At 68.1% G+C, this 18,023-nt stretch carries 19 protein-coding genes; 4 read left to right on the top strand and 15 right to left on the bottom strand.

Going from position 1 to position 18,023, the window contains the following annotated elements:
• Together ABZ848_RS49030 and ABZ848_RS49025 are read right to left on the bottom strand one after the other, a co-directional pair.
• The coding region (locus ABZ848_RS49030) for a carboxylesterase family protein (protein WP_360843512.1) at positions 1 to 1,039 on the bottom strand (1,039 nt) is incomplete at its 3' end.
• Between the two features lie 126 nt (positions 1,040 to 1,165).
• On the bottom strand, positions 1,166 to 2,338 hold the full coding sequence (locus ABZ848_RS49025; RefSeq protein WP_360843510.1) for an FAD-dependent monooxygenase: 1,173 nt from the start codon (positions 2,336 to 2,338) through the stop codon (positions 1,166 to 1,168).
• 82 nt (positions 2,339 to 2,420) lie between these two features.
• Between ABZ848_RS49025 and ABZ848_RS49020 the strand changes: the two genes are divergently transcribed.
• Positions 2,421 to 3,152 carry a TetR/AcrR family transcriptional regulator gene (locus ABZ848_RS49020; RefSeq protein WP_360843508.1) on the top strand — a complete coding sequence of 244 codons (732 nt, stop codon included), beginning with the start codon at positions 2,421 to 2,423 and terminating at the stop codon, positions 3,150 to 3,152.
• A gap of 111 nt (positions 3,153 to 3,263) precedes the next feature.
• On the opposite strand, the gene ABZ848_RS49015 is transcribed toward ABZ848_RS49020, so the two are convergent.
• From ABZ848_RS49015 to ABZ848_RS48980, 8 genes are all read right to left on the bottom strand, one after another.
• Complete coding sequence (locus ABZ848_RS49015) at positions 3,264 to 4,229, bottom strand: carbohydrate kinase (protein ID WP_360843505.1); 966 nt, start codon at positions 4,227 to 4,229, stop codon at positions 3,264 to 3,266.
• On the bottom strand, positions 4,226 to 5,215 hold the full coding sequence (locus tag ABZ848_RS49010) for a zinc-dependent alcohol dehydrogenase family protein (protein ID WP_360843503.1): 990 nt from the start codon (positions 5,213 to 5,215) through the stop codon (positions 4,226 to 4,228). The genes ABZ848_RS49015 and ABZ848_RS49010 overlap by 4 nt, the downstream gene beginning before the upstream one ends.
• Positions 5,212 to 6,069: a carbohydrate ABC transporter permease gene (locus tag ABZ848_RS49005; RefSeq protein ID WP_360843501.1), complete on the bottom strand. Its 858-nt coding sequence runs from the start codon at positions 6,067 to 6,069 to the stop codon at positions 5,212 to 5,214. The genes ABZ848_RS49010 and ABZ848_RS49005 overlap by 4 nt, the downstream gene beginning before the upstream one ends.
• On the bottom strand, positions 6,069 to 7,031 hold the full coding sequence (locus ABZ848_RS49000) for a sugar ABC transporter permease (protein WP_360843498.1): 963 nt from the start codon (positions 7,029 to 7,031) through the stop codon (positions 6,069 to 6,071). The genes ABZ848_RS49005 and ABZ848_RS49000 overlap by 1 nt, the downstream gene beginning before the upstream one ends.
• Before the next feature lie 85 nt (positions 7,032 to 7,116).
• Complete coding sequence (locus ABZ848_RS48995; RefSeq protein ID WP_360843515.1) at positions 7,117 to 8,427, bottom strand: sugar ABC transporter substrate-binding protein; 1,311 nt, start codon at positions 8,425 to 8,427, stop codon at positions 7,117 to 7,119.
• A 195-nt stretch (positions 8,428 to 8,622) separates the two neighbouring features.
• On the bottom strand, positions 8,623 to 9,384 hold the full coding sequence (locus ABZ848_RS48990; RefSeq protein WP_360843496.1) for a DeoR/GlpR family DNA-binding transcription regulator: 762 nt from the start codon (positions 9,382 to 9,384) through the stop codon (positions 8,623 to 8,625).
• Between the two features lie 240 nt (positions 9,385 to 9,624).
• Complete coding sequence (locus ABZ848_RS48985) at positions 9,625 to 10,479, bottom strand: family 1 glycosylhydrolase (protein WP_360843493.1); 855 nt, start codon at positions 10,477 to 10,479, stop codon at positions 9,625 to 9,627.
• 494 nt (positions 10,480 to 10,973) lie between these two features.
• Positions 10,974 to 11,984 (bottom strand): AraC family transcriptional regulator, encoded by a 1,011-nt coding sequence (locus ABZ848_RS48980; protein WP_360843490.1) that lies wholly within the window; start codon positions 11,982 to 11,984, stop codon positions 10,974 to 10,976.
• 563 nt (positions 11,985 to 12,547) lie between these two features.
• Between ABZ848_RS48980 and ABZ848_RS48975 the strand changes: the two genes are divergently transcribed.
• Genes ABZ848_RS48975 through ABZ848_RS48965 form a run of 3 tightly spaced genes read left to right on the top strand, consistent with a single transcriptional unit; the run spans position 12,548 to position 14,158 of the window.
• Entirely contained in the window at positions 12,548 to 12,874 is a 327-nt protein-coding gene (locus ABZ848_RS48975; RefSeq protein WP_360843487.1) for a hypothetical protein, read from the top strand.
• Positions 12,871 to 13,863: an amidohydrolase family protein gene (locus ABZ848_RS48970; RefSeq protein ID WP_360843484.1), complete on the top strand. Its 993-nt coding sequence runs from the start codon at positions 12,871 to 12,873 to the stop codon at positions 13,861 to 13,863. The genes ABZ848_RS48975 and ABZ848_RS48970 overlap by 4 nt, the downstream gene beginning before the upstream one ends.
• Positions 13,856 to 14,158 (top strand): nuclear transport factor 2 family protein, encoded by a 303-nt coding sequence (locus tag ABZ848_RS48965; RefSeq protein ID WP_360843482.1) that lies wholly within the window; start codon positions 13,856 to 13,858, stop codon positions 14,156 to 14,158. Before ABZ848_RS48970 ends, ABZ848_RS48965 begins: the two co-directional genes overlap by 8 nt.
• 142 nt (positions 14,159 to 14,300) lie before the next feature.
• Here ABZ848_RS48965 and ABZ848_RS48960 read toward each other — a convergent pair whose 3' ends face one another.
• The 5 genes from ABZ848_RS48960 to ABZ848_RS48940 all read right to left on the bottom strand — a co-directional run.
• A complete protein-coding gene (locus ABZ848_RS48960) occupies positions 14,301 to 15,203 on the bottom strand; it encodes an alpha/beta hydrolase (protein ID WP_360843479.1) in 903 nt (300 codons plus the stop codon).
• Positions 15,204 to 15,209: 6 nt separating this feature from the next.
• On the bottom strand, positions 15,210 to 15,593 hold the full coding sequence (locus tag ABZ848_RS48955) for an iron-sulfur cluster assembly protein (RefSeq protein ID WP_360843476.1): 384 nt from the start codon (positions 15,591 to 15,593) through the stop codon (positions 15,210 to 15,212).
• Positions 15,590 to 16,654 carry an amidohydrolase family protein gene (locus tag ABZ848_RS48950; RefSeq protein ID WP_360843473.1) on the bottom strand — a complete coding sequence of 355 codons (1,065 nt, stop codon included), beginning with the start codon at positions 16,652 to 16,654 and terminating at the stop codon, positions 15,590 to 15,592. The genes ABZ848_RS48955 and ABZ848_RS48950 overlap by 4 nt, the downstream gene beginning before the upstream one ends.
• 205 nt (positions 16,655 to 16,859) lie before the next feature.
• The gene (locus ABZ848_RS48945) at positions 16,860 to 17,270 is read right to left on the bottom strand and encodes a hypothetical protein (protein ID WP_360843471.1); all 411 of its coding nucleotides are present in this window, start codon (positions 17,268 to 17,270) and stop codon (positions 16,860 to 16,862) included.
• Positions 17,271 to 17,750: 480 nt separating this feature from the next.
• Positions 17,751 to 18,023: helix-turn-helix transcriptional regulator (locus ABZ848_RS48940; protein WP_360843468.1), on the bottom strand; the 273-nt coding region annotated here is incomplete at its 5' end.

The raw sequence follows: 18,023 nt of genomic DNA, 5'->3' as shown, positions 1-18,023 counted from the left end.
GCCACTCGTCCTTCGCGAAGCCGATCATGACCTCGAAGTCCGGGTCGTCGAGGCCGTCGGCGGCGAGCTTCAGGACGGGCAGGTCGTGGATGAACTTCCCGTCGACAACGCCCCCGTGCGGGCGCCAGGCCACCGACGTGTCCGGGTGGAACAGGCGCGACATGACCGATTGAAGGGCGAGGAACTCGTCGGGGTCGATGGTCTGGAGGTTCTGTGCGCCGAGGATCTGCCGGTAGACCTCGGCGACGGCCCGTGCCTCGGGTTCACGCTGTGTGCACCAGGTGTTGAACGGCGACAGCGACTGCATGATCGCCCGGCGGACGTAGCGGCGGGCCTCCGGGTTCGCCACCAGATGCGAGACCGCGGTACCGCCCGCGGATTCGCCGCCGATCGTGATGTTCGCGGGGTCTCCGCCGAAGCGTCCGATGTTGTTGCTGATCCACTTGAGCGCGGCGATCTGGTCCTGCAGGCCGAGGTTGACGGCCTCCTCCAGCGTCTCGTCGACCAGGCCGAAATGAACCCACCCCAGCGCCCCGACGCGGTACTGGGGCTGCACCACGATGATGTTCTCCGCCCGCGCGAGATTCTCCCCACGCTGGATGTCGTGCATCGCGGCCGCGCTGTTCGAGACGTTCGCGCCGCCGTGGTAGTAGACGTACACGGGCAGCGGTCCGGCGTCGGCCGCGCCCGGCGGCACGTAAATGTCCAGGTACAGGCAGTCCTCGCTCGAATCGAGTGGCATGGCGTCCTGGGCGAACGTGGGCGGCACCGGGAAGGTTCCCTCGACGCCGGGGTCCCGCTTCCCGATCAGAGCACCGACGTCCTTGAGGTTGGCCAACGTCATCTGATAGGCGGGCGGACCGTATGCGGCCGCGCTCCTGACGCCCGTCCAGGAGGGGGCGGGCCGAGGGGCCCGGAACCGCAGATCGCCGACCGGCGGCGCGGCGTACGGGACACCGAGGAAACAGCTGACGCCGTCACTGGTGACACCCTCCAACACCCCCTCCGCGACCTCGACGCGCGGGGTCCCGCCCTTCATTGCATCGTCTCCGGCCTCCCGGCCGACACTAGTGTTATCCACCATGGCGTGAAATGTACCTTTCTTGAGATTTTGCGACATTTTTTGAGGGGTGTTGGGCGGAAGCGGCAACGCCGACCGTTGACGTCAGGTCCTGATGGCCTGGGCGAGTTTGGCGCCTACGGGGGTGCTGATCGCGCGGATGAGGCCGCGGCGGGCGTGATAGCCGAACCGGTTGGCGGGCATGAAGAAGTGCCGCATGCGCAGGGCCTCCTTCTGGTGGCGGGTGACGAGCGGCCGCAGCCGCTGCTCCCATGAACCGAGGGCGGCTGACAGGCTGTCCTCTTCGGCGAGCAGGCGGGTCAGGAGTTCGGCGCCTGCTATGCCCGTGCCGGAGCCTTGGCCGGAGTGGAGGGTCATGCACCAGGCGGAGTCGCCGAGCAGGACCACCCGGCCCTGGCTCCAGCGGTTCAGGTGGATCTGGCTGACCTGGTCGAACAGGACGGACTCGGAGCGGTCCATCGCGTCCAGCATGGCGGGTACGACCTTCCCGCCGAAGCCGGCGAAGGCCTGGCGCAGGGCGGTCGCGGGCTGCTTGCGGATCTCGGCGGCGGGCCAGGGGGTGCGGTAGAGGAGGAAGGCGACCGGGGGGTGGTCGCGGTAACTGTTGATCCAGGCGGAGCGGCCGGGGGCGGTGGCGATCACGGAGTCGCCGTCGCGGATGCCGGGCAGCGGGGCGTCCATCACGCAGGCGGCCACTACGTGGTCGAAGTCCTTGCGGTAGAGGTCCTCGGGACCGAAGGCCAGGGAGCGGACGGTGGAGTGGATGCCGTCGGCCCCGATGAGCAGGTCCGCACTTTCCACGGAACCGTCGGTCAGGGTCACGGTCACCTTGTCGCGGTCCTGTGTTACGGCGGCGGGTCCGGTGTCGTAGCGGATCTCCACCAGGTCCTGGACCGCCTCGTACAGAGCGCGTTCCAGGTCGCTGCGCAGGAGCATCCGCATCGGGGTGCCGTTGAGCTGCTGGGGCATGGCCAGGCCCGGGGTGAGCCGGCCGCTGGAGTCGGCCTCGAACATGCGGCCCTCGGGGTCGCGGCGGTCCGGGAGCGAGTCCAGGAGTCCCAGGCGTTCGGCGGCGCTGTAACCGGCGCCGTTGAAGCGGACGAAGTAGCCGCCCGTACGGCGCCTCGGCGCCCGCTCGATGATCAGGGGCTGCCAGCCGGCCCGGTGCAGGGTCAAGGCCGCAGCCAGGCCGGAGATGCCGGATCCGACGATGAGGGCGCGCCGGACGCCCTGTGGGGGGAGCGTCGAAGGGGTCATGGCTTGACCATACTCTCGATCGATACCGCGTGACCAATTTCGAAATTTGGTCACGCGGCCAGAAGGGTGAGATGCTGACGTCATGCCTCTGGATCACGTCGCCGCCCCCTCGTCCACCGATGACGAACGCGCCGAACGCATCCTGGCCGCCGCGCGCGAGCTGCTGTTGGCCTGGGGCTACAAACGGATCACCGTGGACGAGATCGCGCGCCGTGCCCGTATCGGAAAGGGCACCGTCTACCTGCACTGGAAGACGAAAGAGGTGCTGTTCACCGAGCTGCTGCGACGTGAGTTCCACGAGGTACTCGGCGCGGTCGCCGCCGGCATCGAGCGGGATCCGCACGCCGCGCTGCCCGGCAGACTGGTCCGGGAGGTCTTCGCGCAGCAGACGCGGCGCCCCCTCGCCCGAGCCATTCATGCCGGTGACAGCGAGGTCCTCGGAGCCCTCGCCACGCCTCGCAGCGGACTGACCATCGCCCAGGATCTCGGCTTCCGAGCGCTGCTCACCCGCCTGGTCGCGGCGTGGCGCACGCACGGACTGGTTGCGGCCACCGCGTCGGCGGCGGATCAGATCTACACCATCGACGCGGTACTGAGCGGATTCGTCGGCGGAGGAGTCGCCGTACTCCCGGACGACGGCGTCTCTCTCGACCACCGGGCCCACCTTCTCGGCCACACGATCGAAGCGGCTCTCGAACCCTCCCTCGAACCGATCGAGGCGACCGTGCGTGCAGGAGCACGTGAGGTTCTGACCGTACTGGCTGAAGCACAGGGAGCGCTTACCGAGAAGGGCTCGCGAGCAGCGAACAGCTGACTGGTGGGGGCCCGCGCGGGCCGATCGTCCAGCAGGCCGATGGGCACCAACGGTGTCCATCTCGGAAGAGGCGGGCCGCCCGATCGGGGAGCGGGACGGGCGACCCGCCGGTCACACGAGCTCTGCGGCTCTGGGCGGGTCCGCCCCTTCGCGCGCGCAGGTGAGGGCGGCCGCGCGCGAGGCAGCTGTCAGAGCTCCGGTGAGAACTGTGGGCAGTCGACCGGTGTCGGTGGACGCGCGCAGTGCCGCGCGTGCCGTCACGGCCTCGGCGCCCGGGCCGCCGTCCAGCAGCCGGGCGTCCAGCAGTCGGCTGACCAGTGCGGCCATGAACGCGTCGCCGGCTCCCACCGTGTCTGCCACCTGGACGCGAACAGGCGCGATGTCCTGCCGACCGTTGCGCCACCAGACCGTCGCGCCGTCGGCGCCCCGGGTGAGGACTACGAGCGCCGGCCCGCTGCGTGCCCAGCGGGCCGCCGTCACATCGGGTGTCTCGCCCGGGTGGAGCCAGGCGAGGTCTTCCTCGCTGGCCTTCACCACGTCGCTGAGGGTGACGAGTTGTTCAACCCGCTCCCGTTCCTCCGTCGGCGAGCGGAGCAGCGCGGGCCGCAGGTTCGGGTCGTACGAAACGGTGGCCGAACCCCGTAGAGCGTGCAGAGTGGTGAGGACTTGGTCGGCTCCCGGGCTCAGGGCGGTGGCGATGGAACCGGTGTGGACGTGCCTCGGCGGGCTGTCGCGCAGTGTTTCCTCGACGGTCCCGGACAGCGCCCAGTCGATGTCGAAGGTGTACCGCGCCGCGCCCGCGGCATCGAGTACGGCGGTAGCCGTCGAGGTGGCCGTGTCGACCACGGATCCCGGTGACAGTTCGACCCCACTGTTCTCCAGGTGTTTACGCAGCAGGTCGCCGAAGTCGTCGCGTCCCACGCGGGTGGCGAGCCGGACCGGGTGGCCGAGTCGGCCCAGTCCCAGGGCCACGTTGGCGGGGCTCCCGCCGGGGTGGTTCCGGCCTGACCCGTCAGGATCAACGATGACGTCCACCAGCGCTTCGCCGACGACGAGCACAGGGAGGCTTCCGGTCACGGCAGCACCTGGATCTTGCGGCCCTTGCCCGCCTGGAACTGCCGTAGCGCCTCGGTGTAGTCGTCCAGCGGCAGCCGGTCGCTGATGAAGATGTCCGGGTCGAGGACGCCGCCGGCGAAGAGTTCGGCGGCGCGTTCGTAGCTGTGCAGGACCGCCATCGAGCCGGTGATGGTTATTTCCTGGTTGTAGATGCGGTACGGCTCGATGGTGGCCCGGGTCGCGTAGTCGGAGACGCCGAACTGGAGGTAGGTGCCGCCCTTGCCGACCCTGCCCAGGGCGTCCTGGATGGCCTTGGCGTTGCCGGTGGCGTCGATGACCACGTCCCAGCCGCGCGGGCGCTCGATGGCGTCGGCGGTGGTCACGGCGTTGGTGCAGCCGAGGGTACGGGCGGTGCCGAGCCGGTCCTCGTTGATGTCGACCATGTCGACGGTGGCGGCGCCGGTGCGCTTGGCGAGCTCCAGCATCATCAGGCCCATGGTTCCGGAGCCGTAGATCAGGACGTTGCTGGCGAGCGTGGAGCGCAGGATGTCGTAGCCGCGTACGGCGCAGGACAGCGGCTCGATGAGCGCGGCGTCCTCGGTGCGGACGTGGTCGGGGAGCTTCACGCAGTTGGCGGCGGGGGCGACCGTGTACTCGGCCGCGCCGCCGGGGACGGAGACACCGATGGCGTTCCAGCGCTCGCACATGTTGCCGCGTCCTATACGGCAGTAGTGGCACTCGTGGCAGTACAGCGAGGGGTCGACGGCCACCCGGTCGCCGATCTTGAGACCGCTGACCCCGGCGCCGAGTCCGACGACCTCGCCCGCGAACTCGTGCCCGGGAATGATGGGCAGGGTGGGCGCGAACTCGCCCTGGAGGATGTGGAGATCGGTGCCGCACAGGCCGCAGGCCGATACGTCGATCACCACCTGACCGGGGCCCGGTGTCGGGTCGTCGACCGTCTCGACGCTGACCTGGCCGATCGAGCTGATGACGGCGGCTTTCACTTGACTGCTCCAAGGGACAGGCCCTGGACCAGCTTGTCCTGGGCGGCGAAACCGGCGATGAGCACCGGCAGGGAGATGCAGACGGCGGCGGCGCACACCTTGGCCAGGAACAGGCCCTGGCTGGTGACGAAGCCGGTGAGGAACACGGGTGCGGTGCCGGCGACGACGCCGGTGAGCACGCGCGCGAAGAGCAGCTCGTTCCAGCTGAAGATGAAGCAGATCAGCGAGGTGGCCGCGATGCCGGGGGCGACGACGGGCGCGACGATCCGGGCCAGGACGGTCGGCAGTCCGGCGCCGTCGATGGAGGCCGCCTCCAGGATCTCGACGGGGACCTCGGCGAGGAACGAACGCATCATCCACACCGCGATCGGCAGGTTCATCGAGGTGTAGAGGATGACCAGCAGGGCGACGTTGTCGAGCAGACCGGCGTTCTTGGCGATCAGGTAGATCGGCAGCAGACCGGCCACCGCGGGCAGCATCTTGGTGGACAGGAAGAAGAACATCGCGTCCGACCACTTGCGCACCGGCTTGATGGACAGCGCGTAGGCGGCGGGGATGGACAGCAGCAGCACCAGGAGCGTCGACATCAGGCTCGCGGAGAAGGAGTTGATCAGCGGCGGCCAGGGGGAGACGCCGGTGCTCGCGCCGAAGAACTCCTTGTACCCCTGGAGGGTGAGCGGCGCGCCGATGCTCGGCGGGTTCGTCGCGGCGTCGGACTCGCTGTGCAGCGAGGTGAGCACCATCCAGGCGACCGGGAGGAAGAACACGACTCCGCAGAGCCAGGCCAGCAGGCCGAGCGCGCCGCGCCGGCGACGGGCCGTGGCGCCCCCGTGGGTGTCGATGGTCGTGGCCATCAGCGGGTCTCCTCTCGGAGCAGGGACGAGACGGTCCGCAGGGCGAAGCTGCCCACCAGGAGGGAACACAGGACGACGATGACGCCCTCGGCGGAGGCCTGCCCGTAGTCGTGCGCCTGGTAGAAGGTCTCGTAGACGGTGTAGGGCAGGTTGGCGGTGCCCAGACCGCCGCCGGTGAGCGTGAAGACGGCGTCGAAGTTCTGCACCACGTAGATGCTGCCGAGCAGGGAGGCAAGCTCCAGGTAACGGCGCAGGTGGGGGAAGGTGAGGTAGCGGAACACCTGCCAGGTGGTCGCGCCGTCCACGCGGGCCGCCTCGACCGCGTCCATCGGGCGGCTCTGCAGTCCGGCCAGCAGGATCAGCATCATGAACGGCGTCCACTGCCAGATGAGCGACGCCTCCACGGACATCAGCGGAATCGACGACAGCCAGTCGGGCTGCGGCGGGTTGTCGCTGCCGAACAGGCTCCACAGCCAGGTCAGCGAGCCGTTGATCAGACCGTAGGTGGCGTTGTAGAGCGCGTGCTTCCAGAGCAGGGCGGAGGCCACGGGCACCACGAGGAACGGTGTGATCAACATCGTGCGGACGAAGCCGCGGCCGCGGAACTGGCGGTCGAGAAGCAGGGCCAGCCCCAGACCCAGCACCAGGCTGACCAGGACCACGGTGACCGTCAGCGTGACGGTCGTCAGCAGGGAGGAACGCAGCTGCGGGTCGGTGACCGCTTCCGTGTAGTTGTCCAGGCCCGCGAAGGACTTGTTGTCGGGGTCGAGGGCGTTCCAGCTCATGAACGAGATCGCCACGGTGCCGACGAACGGCAGCTGGGTGACCACGATCATGAAGATCAGGGCCGGGAGCAGCGGGGCCCGCCGGGCCCACGCCCCGCGGGGTCGCCGCCGGGGTGCTGCCCGATGGGCGGTCTGAGGCGCCCGGGGACGCTTGGTGAGCGAGTGAGTGATGGTCATCGGTACGTCTCCGCTGTGCTCCGGCGCCCCGGTCCCGCGAGGGCGGGACCGGGAGGCCGTGAGCGTGGGGTGGATCGGGAAGGGGTCACTTGTCCGCGTACTTGGCGGCGACCTTCTCGGCTAGCGCCTGACTGGCCTTCAGTGCCTTCTCGACGCTGGTCTTGCCGGCGATGGCGGAGCTGATCTGCTGGGAGACCTGCGTGCCCAGGTCGGTGAACTCGGGGATCCCGACGAACTGGATGCCAGGGGCGGGCCGGGCCTGCACACCGGGGTTGTTCGGGTCGGCGGACTTCAGCGCGTTCGCGGTGGCCGTGGCGAAGGCCGACGCCGCGGCGACGTACTTCGGGTTGGTGTACGTGGAGGTCCGCTTGCCCGCCGGGACGCGGGACCAGCCGAGCTTGGCGCCCACCAGGTTCTCGTACTTCTTGCTGGACGCCCAGGAGATGAACTTCCAGGCGTCGGACTGGTGCGTGCTCGCCTTCTGCACGCCCCAGGCCCAGGTGAACAGCCAGCCAGAGCTCTTGGTCTGCTCGACCGGCGCCGGCACGTAGCCGATCTTGCCGGCCACCGGCGAGTCGGAGGATTCCAGCGACCCGGCCGCGGACGTCGCGTCGTACCACATGGCGGTCTTGCCCTGCTCCATGTTGTTGAGGCACTCGGCGAACCCGGACTGCGGGGCGCCCGCCTCACCGTGGGCGCGGACGAGGTCGACGTAGAACTTCGTCGCCTTGGTGAAGGCGGCGCTGTCGACCTGGGCCTTCCAGTCCTTGTCGAACCAGGTGCCGCCGAAGGTGTTCACGACCGTGGTGAGCGGAGCCATCAGCTCGCCCCAGCCGGGCAGACCGCGCAGGCAGATGCCCTTCATCCCGGACTCGGCGCCGTCGGCCTTGGCGGCCAGGTCGGCGACCTGCTGCCAGGTGGGGTTGGCCGGCATGGTCAGCCCCTTCTCCTTGAAGACGTCCTTGCGGTACATCAGGAAGGAGGACTCGCCGTAGAAGGGCTCGGCGTAGATCTGGCCGGAGGCGGTGAGGGACTCCTGCATGGCGGGCAGGATGTCGCTCTGGTCGAAGGCGGTGTCCTTCTTGGTGTACGAGGTCAGCGGGGCGAGCCAGCCGTTCTTGGCGTAGATCGGCGTCTCGTAGTTGCTGATGGTCGCCACGTCGTACTGGCCGGCCTGGCTGGAGAAGTCCTGGGTGATCTTGTCGCGGACGTCGTTCTCGGGCAGCACCGTGAAGTTGACCTTGATTCCGGTCTCCTTCGTGAAGTTGGCCGCCGTGAGCTTCTGCAGGTCCGCCATCTGCGGGTTGTTCACCATCAGCACGTTGATGGAGTGCGAACCGGAGCCGCCGCCGGAGCCGCCGGCGCCCGCGCAGGCCGTGAGGAGAGCGCCGCACATGGCCAGCGCGCCGAGCGGCAGCGCGCGCCGCAGAACAGTGGATCTTGAGTTCATGATCGTCCCTTTTCATGAAATGTCGGGTGTGAGCGGAGAGGCGAGAGGGAGGAGATGTGGGATCGGGCAGGCAAGGGGGTGCCGTCGGAGCGGCTCCGGCGGAGACGTTCCTGGGTGGTGAGGGAGGGGGGCCTGGGCGGTTCAGACCCGGTGGACGCGGGGTCCCATCAGTGAGTAGCGGTGCGCCTCGGCGCTGGACAGTCCGGTGTCGGTGACGATCGCCTCGAAGTCGTCCACCCCGGCGAAGCGGCAGAAGCTGCTCGCGCCGAACTTGCTGTGGTGACCCATGAAGACGCGTCGGCGTGACACGGCCAGAGCCTTGGCCTTGACGTCGGCCACCACCGGGTCCGGGGTGGTCAGGCCGAGGTCGCGGGAGATGCCGTTCGACCCGAGGAAGGCCAGGTCGATGACGAATCGTTCGAGCATGCCGCAGGCCCACGAGCCCACGGTGGCGAGGGTCCGGGCGCGGACCCGGCCACCGAGGAGCAGCACGGTGACCTGCGGGGAGTCCACGATCGCGGCCGCGGTGGCGAGGGAGGCGGTGACCACGGTCAGGGGTCGGTCACCAGGGAGGATGGAGGCGAGGAGCTGTGGGGTGTAGCCCTCGTCCACGTACACGGTCTCGGCGTCACCGAGGAGCTTGACCGCCTCCGCGGCGATCCGGCGCTTGTCCTTGACGTGCAGGGTCTCCCGTTCGGGAAGACCCGTTTCGAAGCCCGCGCCCTCGACGGGGTAGGCGCCGCCGTAGGTGCGCCGTACCAGGCCCCTGCGTTCCAGGACGCCGAGGTCGCGGCGGACGGTCTCCGGCGCGACGGCCAGGTCGACGGCCGTGGTGGTGACCTCGACCCGTCCATGGTGACGAGCGAGCGCGAGAATCCGGCTCTGACGCTCTTCGGCGTTCATCGCACTCACCCGCCTTTCGTACCGGTCCGGGCACGGGGTGCCCGGTCTTGCCGCACATTTATACCAATCAGCTTTTGGCGCAAAGTGGCCCACAACGGGCCTGAAATCGCCCGATGCTGCCTGATGGGGTTGGGGGAAACTCCAGGTCAGAGCCATGGATGCCGATTTGTCCCGCTTCCTGATGCCCGCTCGTGCGGCCTTTGGTGCCCGGTTCGGGTGGAGGGCCGGGTGTGAGCGACGTCATCCCAGTTGACGTCGGGCGAGGTCGTACGCGGTGTCGTCCTGGAGATCCGGGCCGGCATCCCCGCCGGTGAGCGGGTGGTGGTTGCGCAGGACCATCGCGGGGGACCGCCGAAGGTCGGCGACGAGGCGTCGCAGTTTGTCGAGGTCGGCTGGGATCGCACCGCCGCGACCTTCCACGTCCACCGCGACACCGTGGGGCACTGCCTGGCACGGGTCGTCGAACTCCTCGGCGTCGGCTTTGAGGGTTCCCGGTGTGCGCATGGAGCTTTGGTTCGCCCCGCACGGGCTGGCTGCCGGGTGCGGGCGAGGAGGAAGACGCCCGCTGAGGGACCTCGTCATGAAGGGTTCTTTCCTGGAGCGTTCCCCGGGAGGTGTCGCTGGACTTCCGCATGCGCGTCGGTCACGGGCACGGTGAGGGCGAGCTGCGACGTGTACGGCGCAGTCCTCCAAAACGTCGAAGGCGCCCAGCCCGTTCTCGGTGACCAGCAGGGGGAGCCGGTAGCGGTCGTCGGTCTCGCGCAGGGTGACGCGGAATCCGACCGGGTCGATCTCCCAGCCGAAGGTGTTGGTCTTGAGATGGGGGTTGCGTACGGCGCGGTAGACGCCGGCCTCGCCGACCGAGAGGCCCGCGTCACCGGTGTGACCGACGTCCTCCGCGCCGCCGGTCGGGGCCGCCACCGTGTGGGAGAAGTAGTAGTTGAAGGCGATGAAGTCGGGGCGGGCGGCGGCCAGCGCGGCCTGGTCGCCCTCCGCGAAGACCGGTTCGATGCCGCGCCTGAGCAGGTACGTCCAGGCCGTGGGGTGGTAGCGGCCGTGGACGGCGACGTCGAGACACAGCCAGTTGCGGATCACCGCCTGACCCGGGCGCCCTCGGCGACCGCGGGGCTGAAGTGGCGGTCTTGCAGGTACATCTGCGGCCTACCCCGAACGTGCCGCGAAGCTACTCCTATGAGGCGAGCGGCAGTCACCAACCCCGGCTCCAGCACCGCCCACTGCTCGTCCGTGGGATCGCCCCGCCCCCATGAACCGGTGGAAACCGAGCGGAGTACGTCGGTGTCAGCGTGCGAACCCTGCAGGAGGGGCTCAGCGACCCTGACGAGGCGGCCAAGCCGAGCGTGACCGAAATCGCCTATACCTGCGGGTTCAACCACCTGGGACGTTTCGCCGTCGCTTACCGCGATCGTTACGACGTGAGCCCCTCCATCGCTCTGGCCGCCGGTCGTAGGACCCCAGCGGCGCACAACGGATAGCGCCTGGGAGTTGTCACGGCGGCTTGACCCGACGTCGCCGCCGGACGGGAGCGCCAAGGGACCCCAATGCGTGCGCGGACTCAATCACTCCTGTCCTCACGTGGGCGAGTTGGCCGATATCGGCTCCTGCCGGGGGGCTCGCCGCAGTGACGACGAAGGTGATTCGCCGAATGTCTCCCGGTACTCCACCGAAAAACGGCCCAGGTGGGTGAAGCCGTGATTGAGGGCGAGGTGAGTCACCGTCGCGCCGCTGGAAGGATCGGCTGTGAGGAGGGCCTCACGGACACGCTTCAGCCGAACCGTTCTGACGTAGCTGCGCAACGGCACTCCGAACTCCCGCCGGAACTCCGTCCCTAGCGCGCGCGGGCTGAGTCCCAGGGCCGCAGCCACTTCCTCGGGGCTCGGTGCCGTACTGTCGATCAGTGCTCTGGCCTTCGTGAGCAAGGGACGCGACACCTCTGCGGGCGGGGCGAGTAGCTGTTCCATCGCACTGTGGCGATGCCCGAACAGCAACGCCGTCAGCAGGTGATTGCGTAGCTCCGTGGCGATGGGAGGTGCAACGGGTTGCCCCGCCGCGCCGTCGACGGCCAGCCGCAATGCATGCACGGCGCTCGCCAGCAGGCCGGGATTGGGTGGCAGCCCCGGCTCGAACACAGGCACTACCCCAGGGGCGTGTGGGGCCAGACGGTGCAGGTGTTGGGCCACCTGGCTCGCCTCAACCTTCACCACCAGCGCCTCGATGCCGGGTTCGCCGACGAACCTGGTAGGTGTTCGAGCCGGGATCACCGCTGCGCAGGCCTGGGTGGCGGTGACCACGCCTCCGTCGAATTCAGCGCGGATGCGGTCCGTGGTCGGCAGTATGATCACGACATGGTCCTGTACTGGGCCGGCGGTCAACCGCACTGGCGCGCCGTATGCGACGTACATCAGTGTGGCGTTGTCAATCTGAGTGCGATTGAACGTCATCGCGAGTTGGTGACCCGGAGCGACTTCTATGCGGTGCTCTGAGAGTTCGCCGGCAACCTGACGGCGGGCAAGCTCGCCGTCTCTCGTCTGCAGCACTCGAAAGTCGCCGAGTGGCTCCCCAACACGCTCGCGATTCTGCATCTTTTCCTCCGGCGCACAGGACCTCTTCCGAAGGCGAGCACCCTGGGTCATGGGCAACCGGATCGTCGAGCTTGGTCGCAGTCCGGAAGTGGGCTTCACTTGCTGCCTTGGAGCTCAGGGAATCAGCGGGATTGGTCGCATCCGTCACAGCCGTTGCTCTCTTTCGTCGTCGTTGCACTGCGCCCACCGAGGATGTGGACGTGTTCGTGCGAGAGCGGAGCAATGCACGCCGCTAACGAGCGGGGAGTCGGAGATGCCCTCTGGTGTGACCCGGCTGAAAGGCCCTGACGGACGGGGGTGATACACATGTGACGCTAACCAGCCCACAGGCCCCCGACCATCCAGAATCGGCACGGCTGTCCGCCATGCGCGAGAACGCTCCGACCTGCAGTCGACGAACGCGACGGCATCCTCCAACCGTCGCTTCGCGCTGGAGCACCGCGCCGTCCGCGTCCACCGACGGCGGCTGCCGCGCCGATCATGGATAGTGGATAGCCGGTCGCGAATGTATCTGGGCCCAATGTGCACACACAACGACGTGGTCCATGGCACAGGAGGCCATCATGCCCGGGTCGCATCCGGTGGTGTACCCCCGCAACGGGTTCGGCGGTCCCTTCGCGTTCACGGCCAAGCCGCACTACGTCGTCGACTACGTGCACGCCGAGGGTAACCACACCCCGCACCGCTTCGACCCGTCGACGTTGACGTCCACCGCGTACGCCGATCCCCGCACCCTCCCCGTGCCGGTCCTGCGCGAGCCCGAGGGCCACCGGCTGAGCATCGCCACCGCGCCATCGAGGGCAGCCAGCGTGAAACCTCTCTGCCCCTCACCCGTGCAGTCCCGGAGTCGCGAACTCGTGGGACCCGATCAAGAAAGTAGGGCCGCATGACCGGGCGGATCGACCTGCACCACCACCTTTTCCCGCCGACTGGACTGGTCGGACGTACGATGCGGGCGCTGATGGAGCGAACGGGCTGGACGAACAGTCCGGTGACGACATGGACACCGGAGAAGAGCGTCGAGTTCATGGACCAGGCAGGCATCCGCACTGCGGTCCTGTCTCTGCCCAATGACATGGAGCAGGCCGCACCGATGGCGGAACGGCGCGCTTTCGCCCGTGAGGTCAACACCCTCGCCGCCGAGATTGTGGACACCCACCCCGGCCGGTTCGGGTTCTTCGCGCACCTGCCAACGCCGACCGACATCGACGGCGCGCTGGAGGAACTCCGGCACGCGTGTGACGTGCTCGGTGCGGATGGTGTGACGCTCACCAACGTGTACGGCACCGGCGAAGACGCGTTCTCCCTGGGCGACAAGGCGTTCGAGCCCCTATGGGCGGAGTTGGACCGCCGCAACGCCGTGGTGTTCGTGCACGGTGAGCAGACTCCGGGCCACAACCGTGCGCCGAACCGCTTCCTGCCCGTACCGGTGAGCGAGGTAGGGAACGAGACCTACAAGGCCGCGGCCGATCTCGTCACGAGCGGCCGCAAGCGGCAGTACCCGAACGCTCGGATCATCCTGTCGCACTCGGGCGGGAGCACGCCCTACCTCGCAGCACGCGTGGCCGGACTGGCCCAGCTCCTCGGGTGCGAGCTCACCCCCGAGGAGATCATCGAGGACTTCCGCACCTTCTACTACGAGACCGCGCTCTCGGGCTTCGAGACCAACCTGGTCGCGCTCGAGAGCTTCGTGCCTCCGGAGCAGATCATGTTCGGAACCGACTTCCCGGCGGTGCCGCCGAACGTCGCCGGCTGGTACACGAACAACGTCGACGACTACTTCGCCGACCGCAACGAGCACTTGCGACAGGTCATGTCCGGCAACGCGGAACGGCTTCTGCCCCGAATCGCGGCTTGGGGAGCCGATGCTCGTGGCTGACGATCCGACAGCGAACATCGTCCTCGCCGCCGTCGACGAGGGACACGCCACGGACGCTGTCGACCGCTACACCGGCGATGCGGTTTTCGAGACGCCGGCGGGGTGTATCGCCGGCCGCGTCGCGGTTGCCTCCGCATTCGCCGTGCGCGAGGCGGACACGGCGCGCCGGACCCGGCACGTGCTGACCGGCGTCGAGGTGTCGGCCGACGGTGACGCAAGTACCTTGACGGGGCGCTCACCGTGCACGTGGCCGACGAGGAACCCGCTGTGGCCTGTGGCTCGGCCGTTGGGCTGACAAGGACGGGTATGTGAGCGGTCACGTAATTACGTGACCGTCCACAGCGGTTGCTCGACGGCGTCAGGCAGTGGCTGGCCCACGAGGCCGCCGCCGGACGCGCCCTTCCTGCGGATGGTCAGCCCGGCCGTCTTTCACTTCCTCACTCTGAACTTCGTGCGGGCGGTGGCAGCGCCCGGGCAGTCTGGGAGTTGACCGGGGCGACGTGGGGTTCACCTGCGGCGGTGAGGAATTCCAGGACGCATCGATTCCACCGCTCCGCTTGCTCGATGTTCGCCATGTGCCCCGCGTCCTTGAGGTTCACCGCCGTGCCTCGCGGGATCCTTGCCGCGATTTCCTCCGCGTAGCCGGGCTCCCGTAGCTTGTCCTGCTCTCCCGCGACGACCAGTACAGGGACGGAGATCGACTCGTAGTCGGTGTTGTCGGGCTGTCCGAAGTCGCTTCTCGGAGGACGGCTGGGCGAGGTGATTCGAGCGGCTGCGGCCGTCTCGAATGCTCCCGGGAGGAGACTCGACTCGACCCGACGACGGATGTAGTCCTGGTCGTTCCACCAGCGCGGGTCCACGAACATCGCCTGGAGGGTCCTTTGCATCGCGGCGGCTGTGCCGTCGTAGTCCAGCATGGCTCGACGATGCTCGTTGTCGGGGACGAACCCGCCGCCGCTGGTGATCACCGCTCGGCGCACGGGGAGCCGAGGACTTGACGTGGCCAACTCGCGTACGAGGTAGGTGCCGCCCATCGACGAGCCGATGAAGTCCGCCTCTTCGAGCGCCATCGTGCGGACGAAGGCCGCGATATGGGCCATCATCCGGTCCGACCCTGAGACGAAGTCACGGATCTTGTCGGTTTCGCCGTACCCGAGCCAGTCCGGCGCCAGGACGCGGAAGTGGGCAGAGAGAGCCGCTAGGTTGAACTCCCAGGTCAGCCGCGCTGATCCGCCGAACTCGCCACTGTGCAGCAGGACAAGAGGGGGTCCCTCGCCGGCTTCGAGGTAGTGGGTGCGGATTCCGTCGACCGATACGAATCGCTCTGAGACCTTGACCATCTGGATTCACGGCCTCGCGACCTGCGGAGCAGGGCCCGCACCTGTGATCCGGCGGCGGGCCAGGGCTCGCCGCTCTTCGAGGACGCGGTGGCCCTTCTCGCTGATCGAGTCGGGCGTCCAGTCGAGTGTCGAATCGACCACCACCTCGACCGAGTTCACCCCTTCCAGCTCCGCGAGCCTCTCCTCGGCGTCGAGGACGAAGTGACCGGCCATCGTGCAGAGCGGGCTGGTGACCCTGAGGCGGACGGTGAGCCGGCCTGCGGCGTCGAGTTCCCAATCCCGCACCAAGCCCATGTCGAGGAGGCCCAACGGTGCCCCCGCAGCGACACTGCAGGGATCGTGGACTTCCTCGAGCGCGGTCGATATCTGCTCGTCCAGTGCCGAACTCATGCGCTGACCTCCGCCCCGCCGACGAGGCCCCAGCGGGTTCCCCAGGGGTCCAACTTCGTCCCGTCGTTGAATTCGGAGAACTCGTCATCGGCGATCCGCGCCTTGGCTTCCTCCGGATCGACGCCGACCATCTCCAGGTAGTTCAAACCGAGGATGCCTTCCTTCAGGTCGCGCGTGAACTCGAACCCGTATCGCTCGACGACGTCCTCGGGGAACTCGAGCGAGACAAATGATTCGAGGAGGAACTGGCAGTCGAGGATCGGAAGGGTGCCGGCGTAGAGGAGCTTGTTGAAGCCTCCCTGACTCATCAGGGCCGCCAGCGTCTCGGCGAGACGGCGGGGGTGGTGGACCCCCATCCAGGTCGTCGCCTCAAGGTTGGCGTACACGTTCGGGAACCGAGCTATCGCCCAGGCCGTCTCCTCGACGAAGGCCATTCCCGAGTGGATGATCTCGAAGTTCATCTCCGGGAAATTCATCGCCGCGCCGTCGAGGTCACTGACGCGGTAGGGGTCCATCGGCACCGGGCCGAGTGGCAGCGCCTTGTGAATCGCGACGACTTTGATGCCGAGGTGGGCCGCCTCCTCGAACAGGGGATAGGCGACCGCCGGATCGTCCATCCGCCAGGACTCGAAGGGATAGATCCGGTGGGGATAGAGCTTGAGGCCGACCGCGTTGGGTGTCTCGGCGACCTGCTCGCGCATCTCGGCGATGCAGCGATCGACACCCTGGGTCGGGTCGACGCCGACGTAGGGAAAGTAGCGTTGTGGCCAGCGGCGGGCTGCTTCGGCGTTCTTCTCGCGGCTGACGAGGCCGTCGTGGAACCAGGAGTCGAGCCGCAGGTTGTGGTGGGCGGCGAAGTCGGTGCCCGACTCGCGGAAGATCGTCTCGGTGGTGACCTCGATCGGCCAGTCCGCCACGGCGATCTCCCGCGGCAGGACCCGATCCTTCGGCAGGGCGGCTCGGACTCCCTCCCAGATCCCCGCGTGGGTGGCGCGCGCGATCCTGTTGTCCTGGACGTTCTGCTCTGAAAAGTCGTATGCGTGGACGATCGCGTCGACCACGAGCATTCCATCGATCACGGGTACCTCCGCAGGCTGATTTTGGGTGGACTGGAGAAGCGGGAGCGGTCGCGTAATTCCCCATCCTGGGTGGGCGCCGCCGACCACCTGGCCCATTGCGTGATGTTTTGGGTGGGGAATTACGTGACTGTCCACAAGGCAGAACGTGAAATGTTCTCAACCGTGCGTGTGCGCATAGTGGCGCCCTTCAGGTCGTGGCCAGCTCGCGGAACCGGCTGCCCTGGAAGACCAGCGGCGGCGTCTCCGGCTGAGCACAGAGCCTGTGGATCTCCAGCGGCGCGATGGTGTGATCGCCGACGGGTCCTCGTTGTACAGAGAGCAGTCCAGCCAGGCGCTGGCGCCGTGTACGAAACGCCGCCCTCGCTGCTGATGTCCCAGCCCAGCCCGGCGAAGCGGTCTCCCTGGTCACAGGCGAGCTGACCGCACGCGCCGTCCTGGCCCTCGGCGGGGACGCTGAGCCCGAGGCGCGGGCGAGCGGTGCGGGGGTGTAGTCACCCTCGGCGCGCACGTGGTCGACGATGTAGTGCGGATTGGCCATGAACGCGAACGGACCGCCGAACCCGCTGCGGGAGTATGCCACCGGATGCGGCTCGGGCATGATCGCCTCCTGCGCCATGGACCACGTCGTTGTGTGTGCACATTGAGCCTGATCACACCCGCGACCGGCTATCCACTATCCGCATGCGTCGCACGAGCCGTGGCGGGGGCTGCCCATTCTCTTCGAGCAGGGCATGAGAAACGTCCGCTCGACGACGAGCATCATGAGGCAATCCGCTCAACGAAAGTCCCTATGCTCTCAGGGAATTGACGGTCGACTCGATGGGTTCCCACAGCCGCGTCGTGTCTGGCTGGCGCGGAGCGGTCGTCGCGGCCTCTGCGTCGGCCATGGACGCGGATCGGGGGAGGAAGGCGATGACGATGCCCGCCAGCAGCGCGGGCGCGGCGAACCCCACGGCTGCCGGCGTGACACCGTCCTTGGCGGCGACGAGGATGGCGCCGTAGGTCGGGAGTGCCTCGGCTCTTCTGACCGGCGCGCTTACTGCCCGCTTCGACAGCGGGCAGCAGTGGTCCCGAGGGCTCAGTGCTGGGTTACGGAGGTTCGCCAGCGGCCGGGTGCCACACCGTGGTGGCGCTTGAAGGCTGCGGCGAAGGAGAATTCCGATGCGTATCCCACGGAGCGCGCTACTGCGGCTACGCCGGTGTCGCTGTCGCGTAGTTGCTCGCGTGCGAGCGCCATTCGCCAGTCGATGAGGTAAGTCAGTGGGGCGACGCCGAGCAGTGCGGTGAACCGGCGCGCGAACGTCGCGCGTGACAACGACGCCTCGGTGGCCAGGTCGGCGACCGTCCAGGC

The sequence above is a fragment of the Streptomyces sp. NPDC047081 genome, from assembly GCF_040643775.1.
In the GTDB taxonomy this organism is placed as follows: domain Bacteria; phylum Actinomycetota; class Actinomycetes; order Streptomycetales; family Streptomycetaceae; genus Streptomyces.
This window is presented reverse-complemented; position numbering and strand designations above follow the sequence as displayed.

Excerpts from the sequence above, each read along its gene's own strand:
- ABZ848_RS49025 (WP_360843510.1), bottom strand. The coding sequence starts at position 2,338 with ATGACCCCTTCGACGCTCCCCCCACAGGGCGTCCGGCGCGCCCTCATC.
- ABZ848_RS49020 (WP_360843508.1), top strand. The coding sequence starts at position 2,421 with ATGCCTCTGGATCACGTCGCCGCCCCCTCGTCCACCGATGACGAACGC.
- ABZ848_RS49005 (WP_360843501.1), bottom strand. The coding sequence starts at position 6,069 with ATGGCCACGACCATCGACACCCACGGGGGCGCCACGGCCCGTCGCCGG.
- ABZ848_RS49000 (WP_360843498.1), bottom strand. The coding sequence starts at position 7,031 with ATGACCATCACTCACTCGCTCACCAAGCGTCCCCGGGCGCCTCAGACC.
- ABZ848_RS48995 (WP_360843515.1), bottom strand. The coding sequence starts at position 8,427 with ATGTGCGGCGCTCTCCTCACGGCCTGCGCGGGCGCCGGCGGCTCCGGC.
- ABZ848_RS48990 (WP_360843496.1), bottom strand. The coding sequence starts at position 9,384 with ATGAACGCCGAAGAGCGTCAGAGCCGGATTCTCGCGCTCGCTCGTCAC.
- ABZ848_RS48980 (WP_360843490.1), bottom strand. The coding sequence starts at position 11,984 with ATGCAGAATCGCGAGCGTGTTGGGGAGCCACTCGGCGACTTTCGAGTG.
- ABZ848_RS48975 (WP_360843487.1), top strand. The coding sequence starts at position 12,548 with ATGCCCGGGTCGCATCCGGTGGTGTACCCCCGCAACGGGTTCGGCGGT.
- ABZ848_RS48970 (WP_360843484.1), top strand. The coding sequence starts at position 12,871 with ATGACCGGGCGGATCGACCTGCACCACCACCTTTTCCCGCCGACTGGA.
- ABZ848_RS48960 (WP_360843479.1), bottom strand. The coding sequence starts at position 15,203 with ATGGTCAAGGTCTCAGAGCGATTCGTATCGGTCGACGGAATCCGCACC.
- ABZ848_RS48955 (WP_360843476.1), bottom strand. The coding sequence starts at position 15,593 with ATGAGTTCGGCACTGGACGAGCAGATATCGACCGCGCTCGAGGAAGTC.
- ABZ848_RS48945 (WP_360843471.1), bottom strand. The coding sequence starts at position 17,270 with ATGCCCGAGCCGCATCCGGTGGCATACTCCCGCAGCGGGTTCGGCGGT.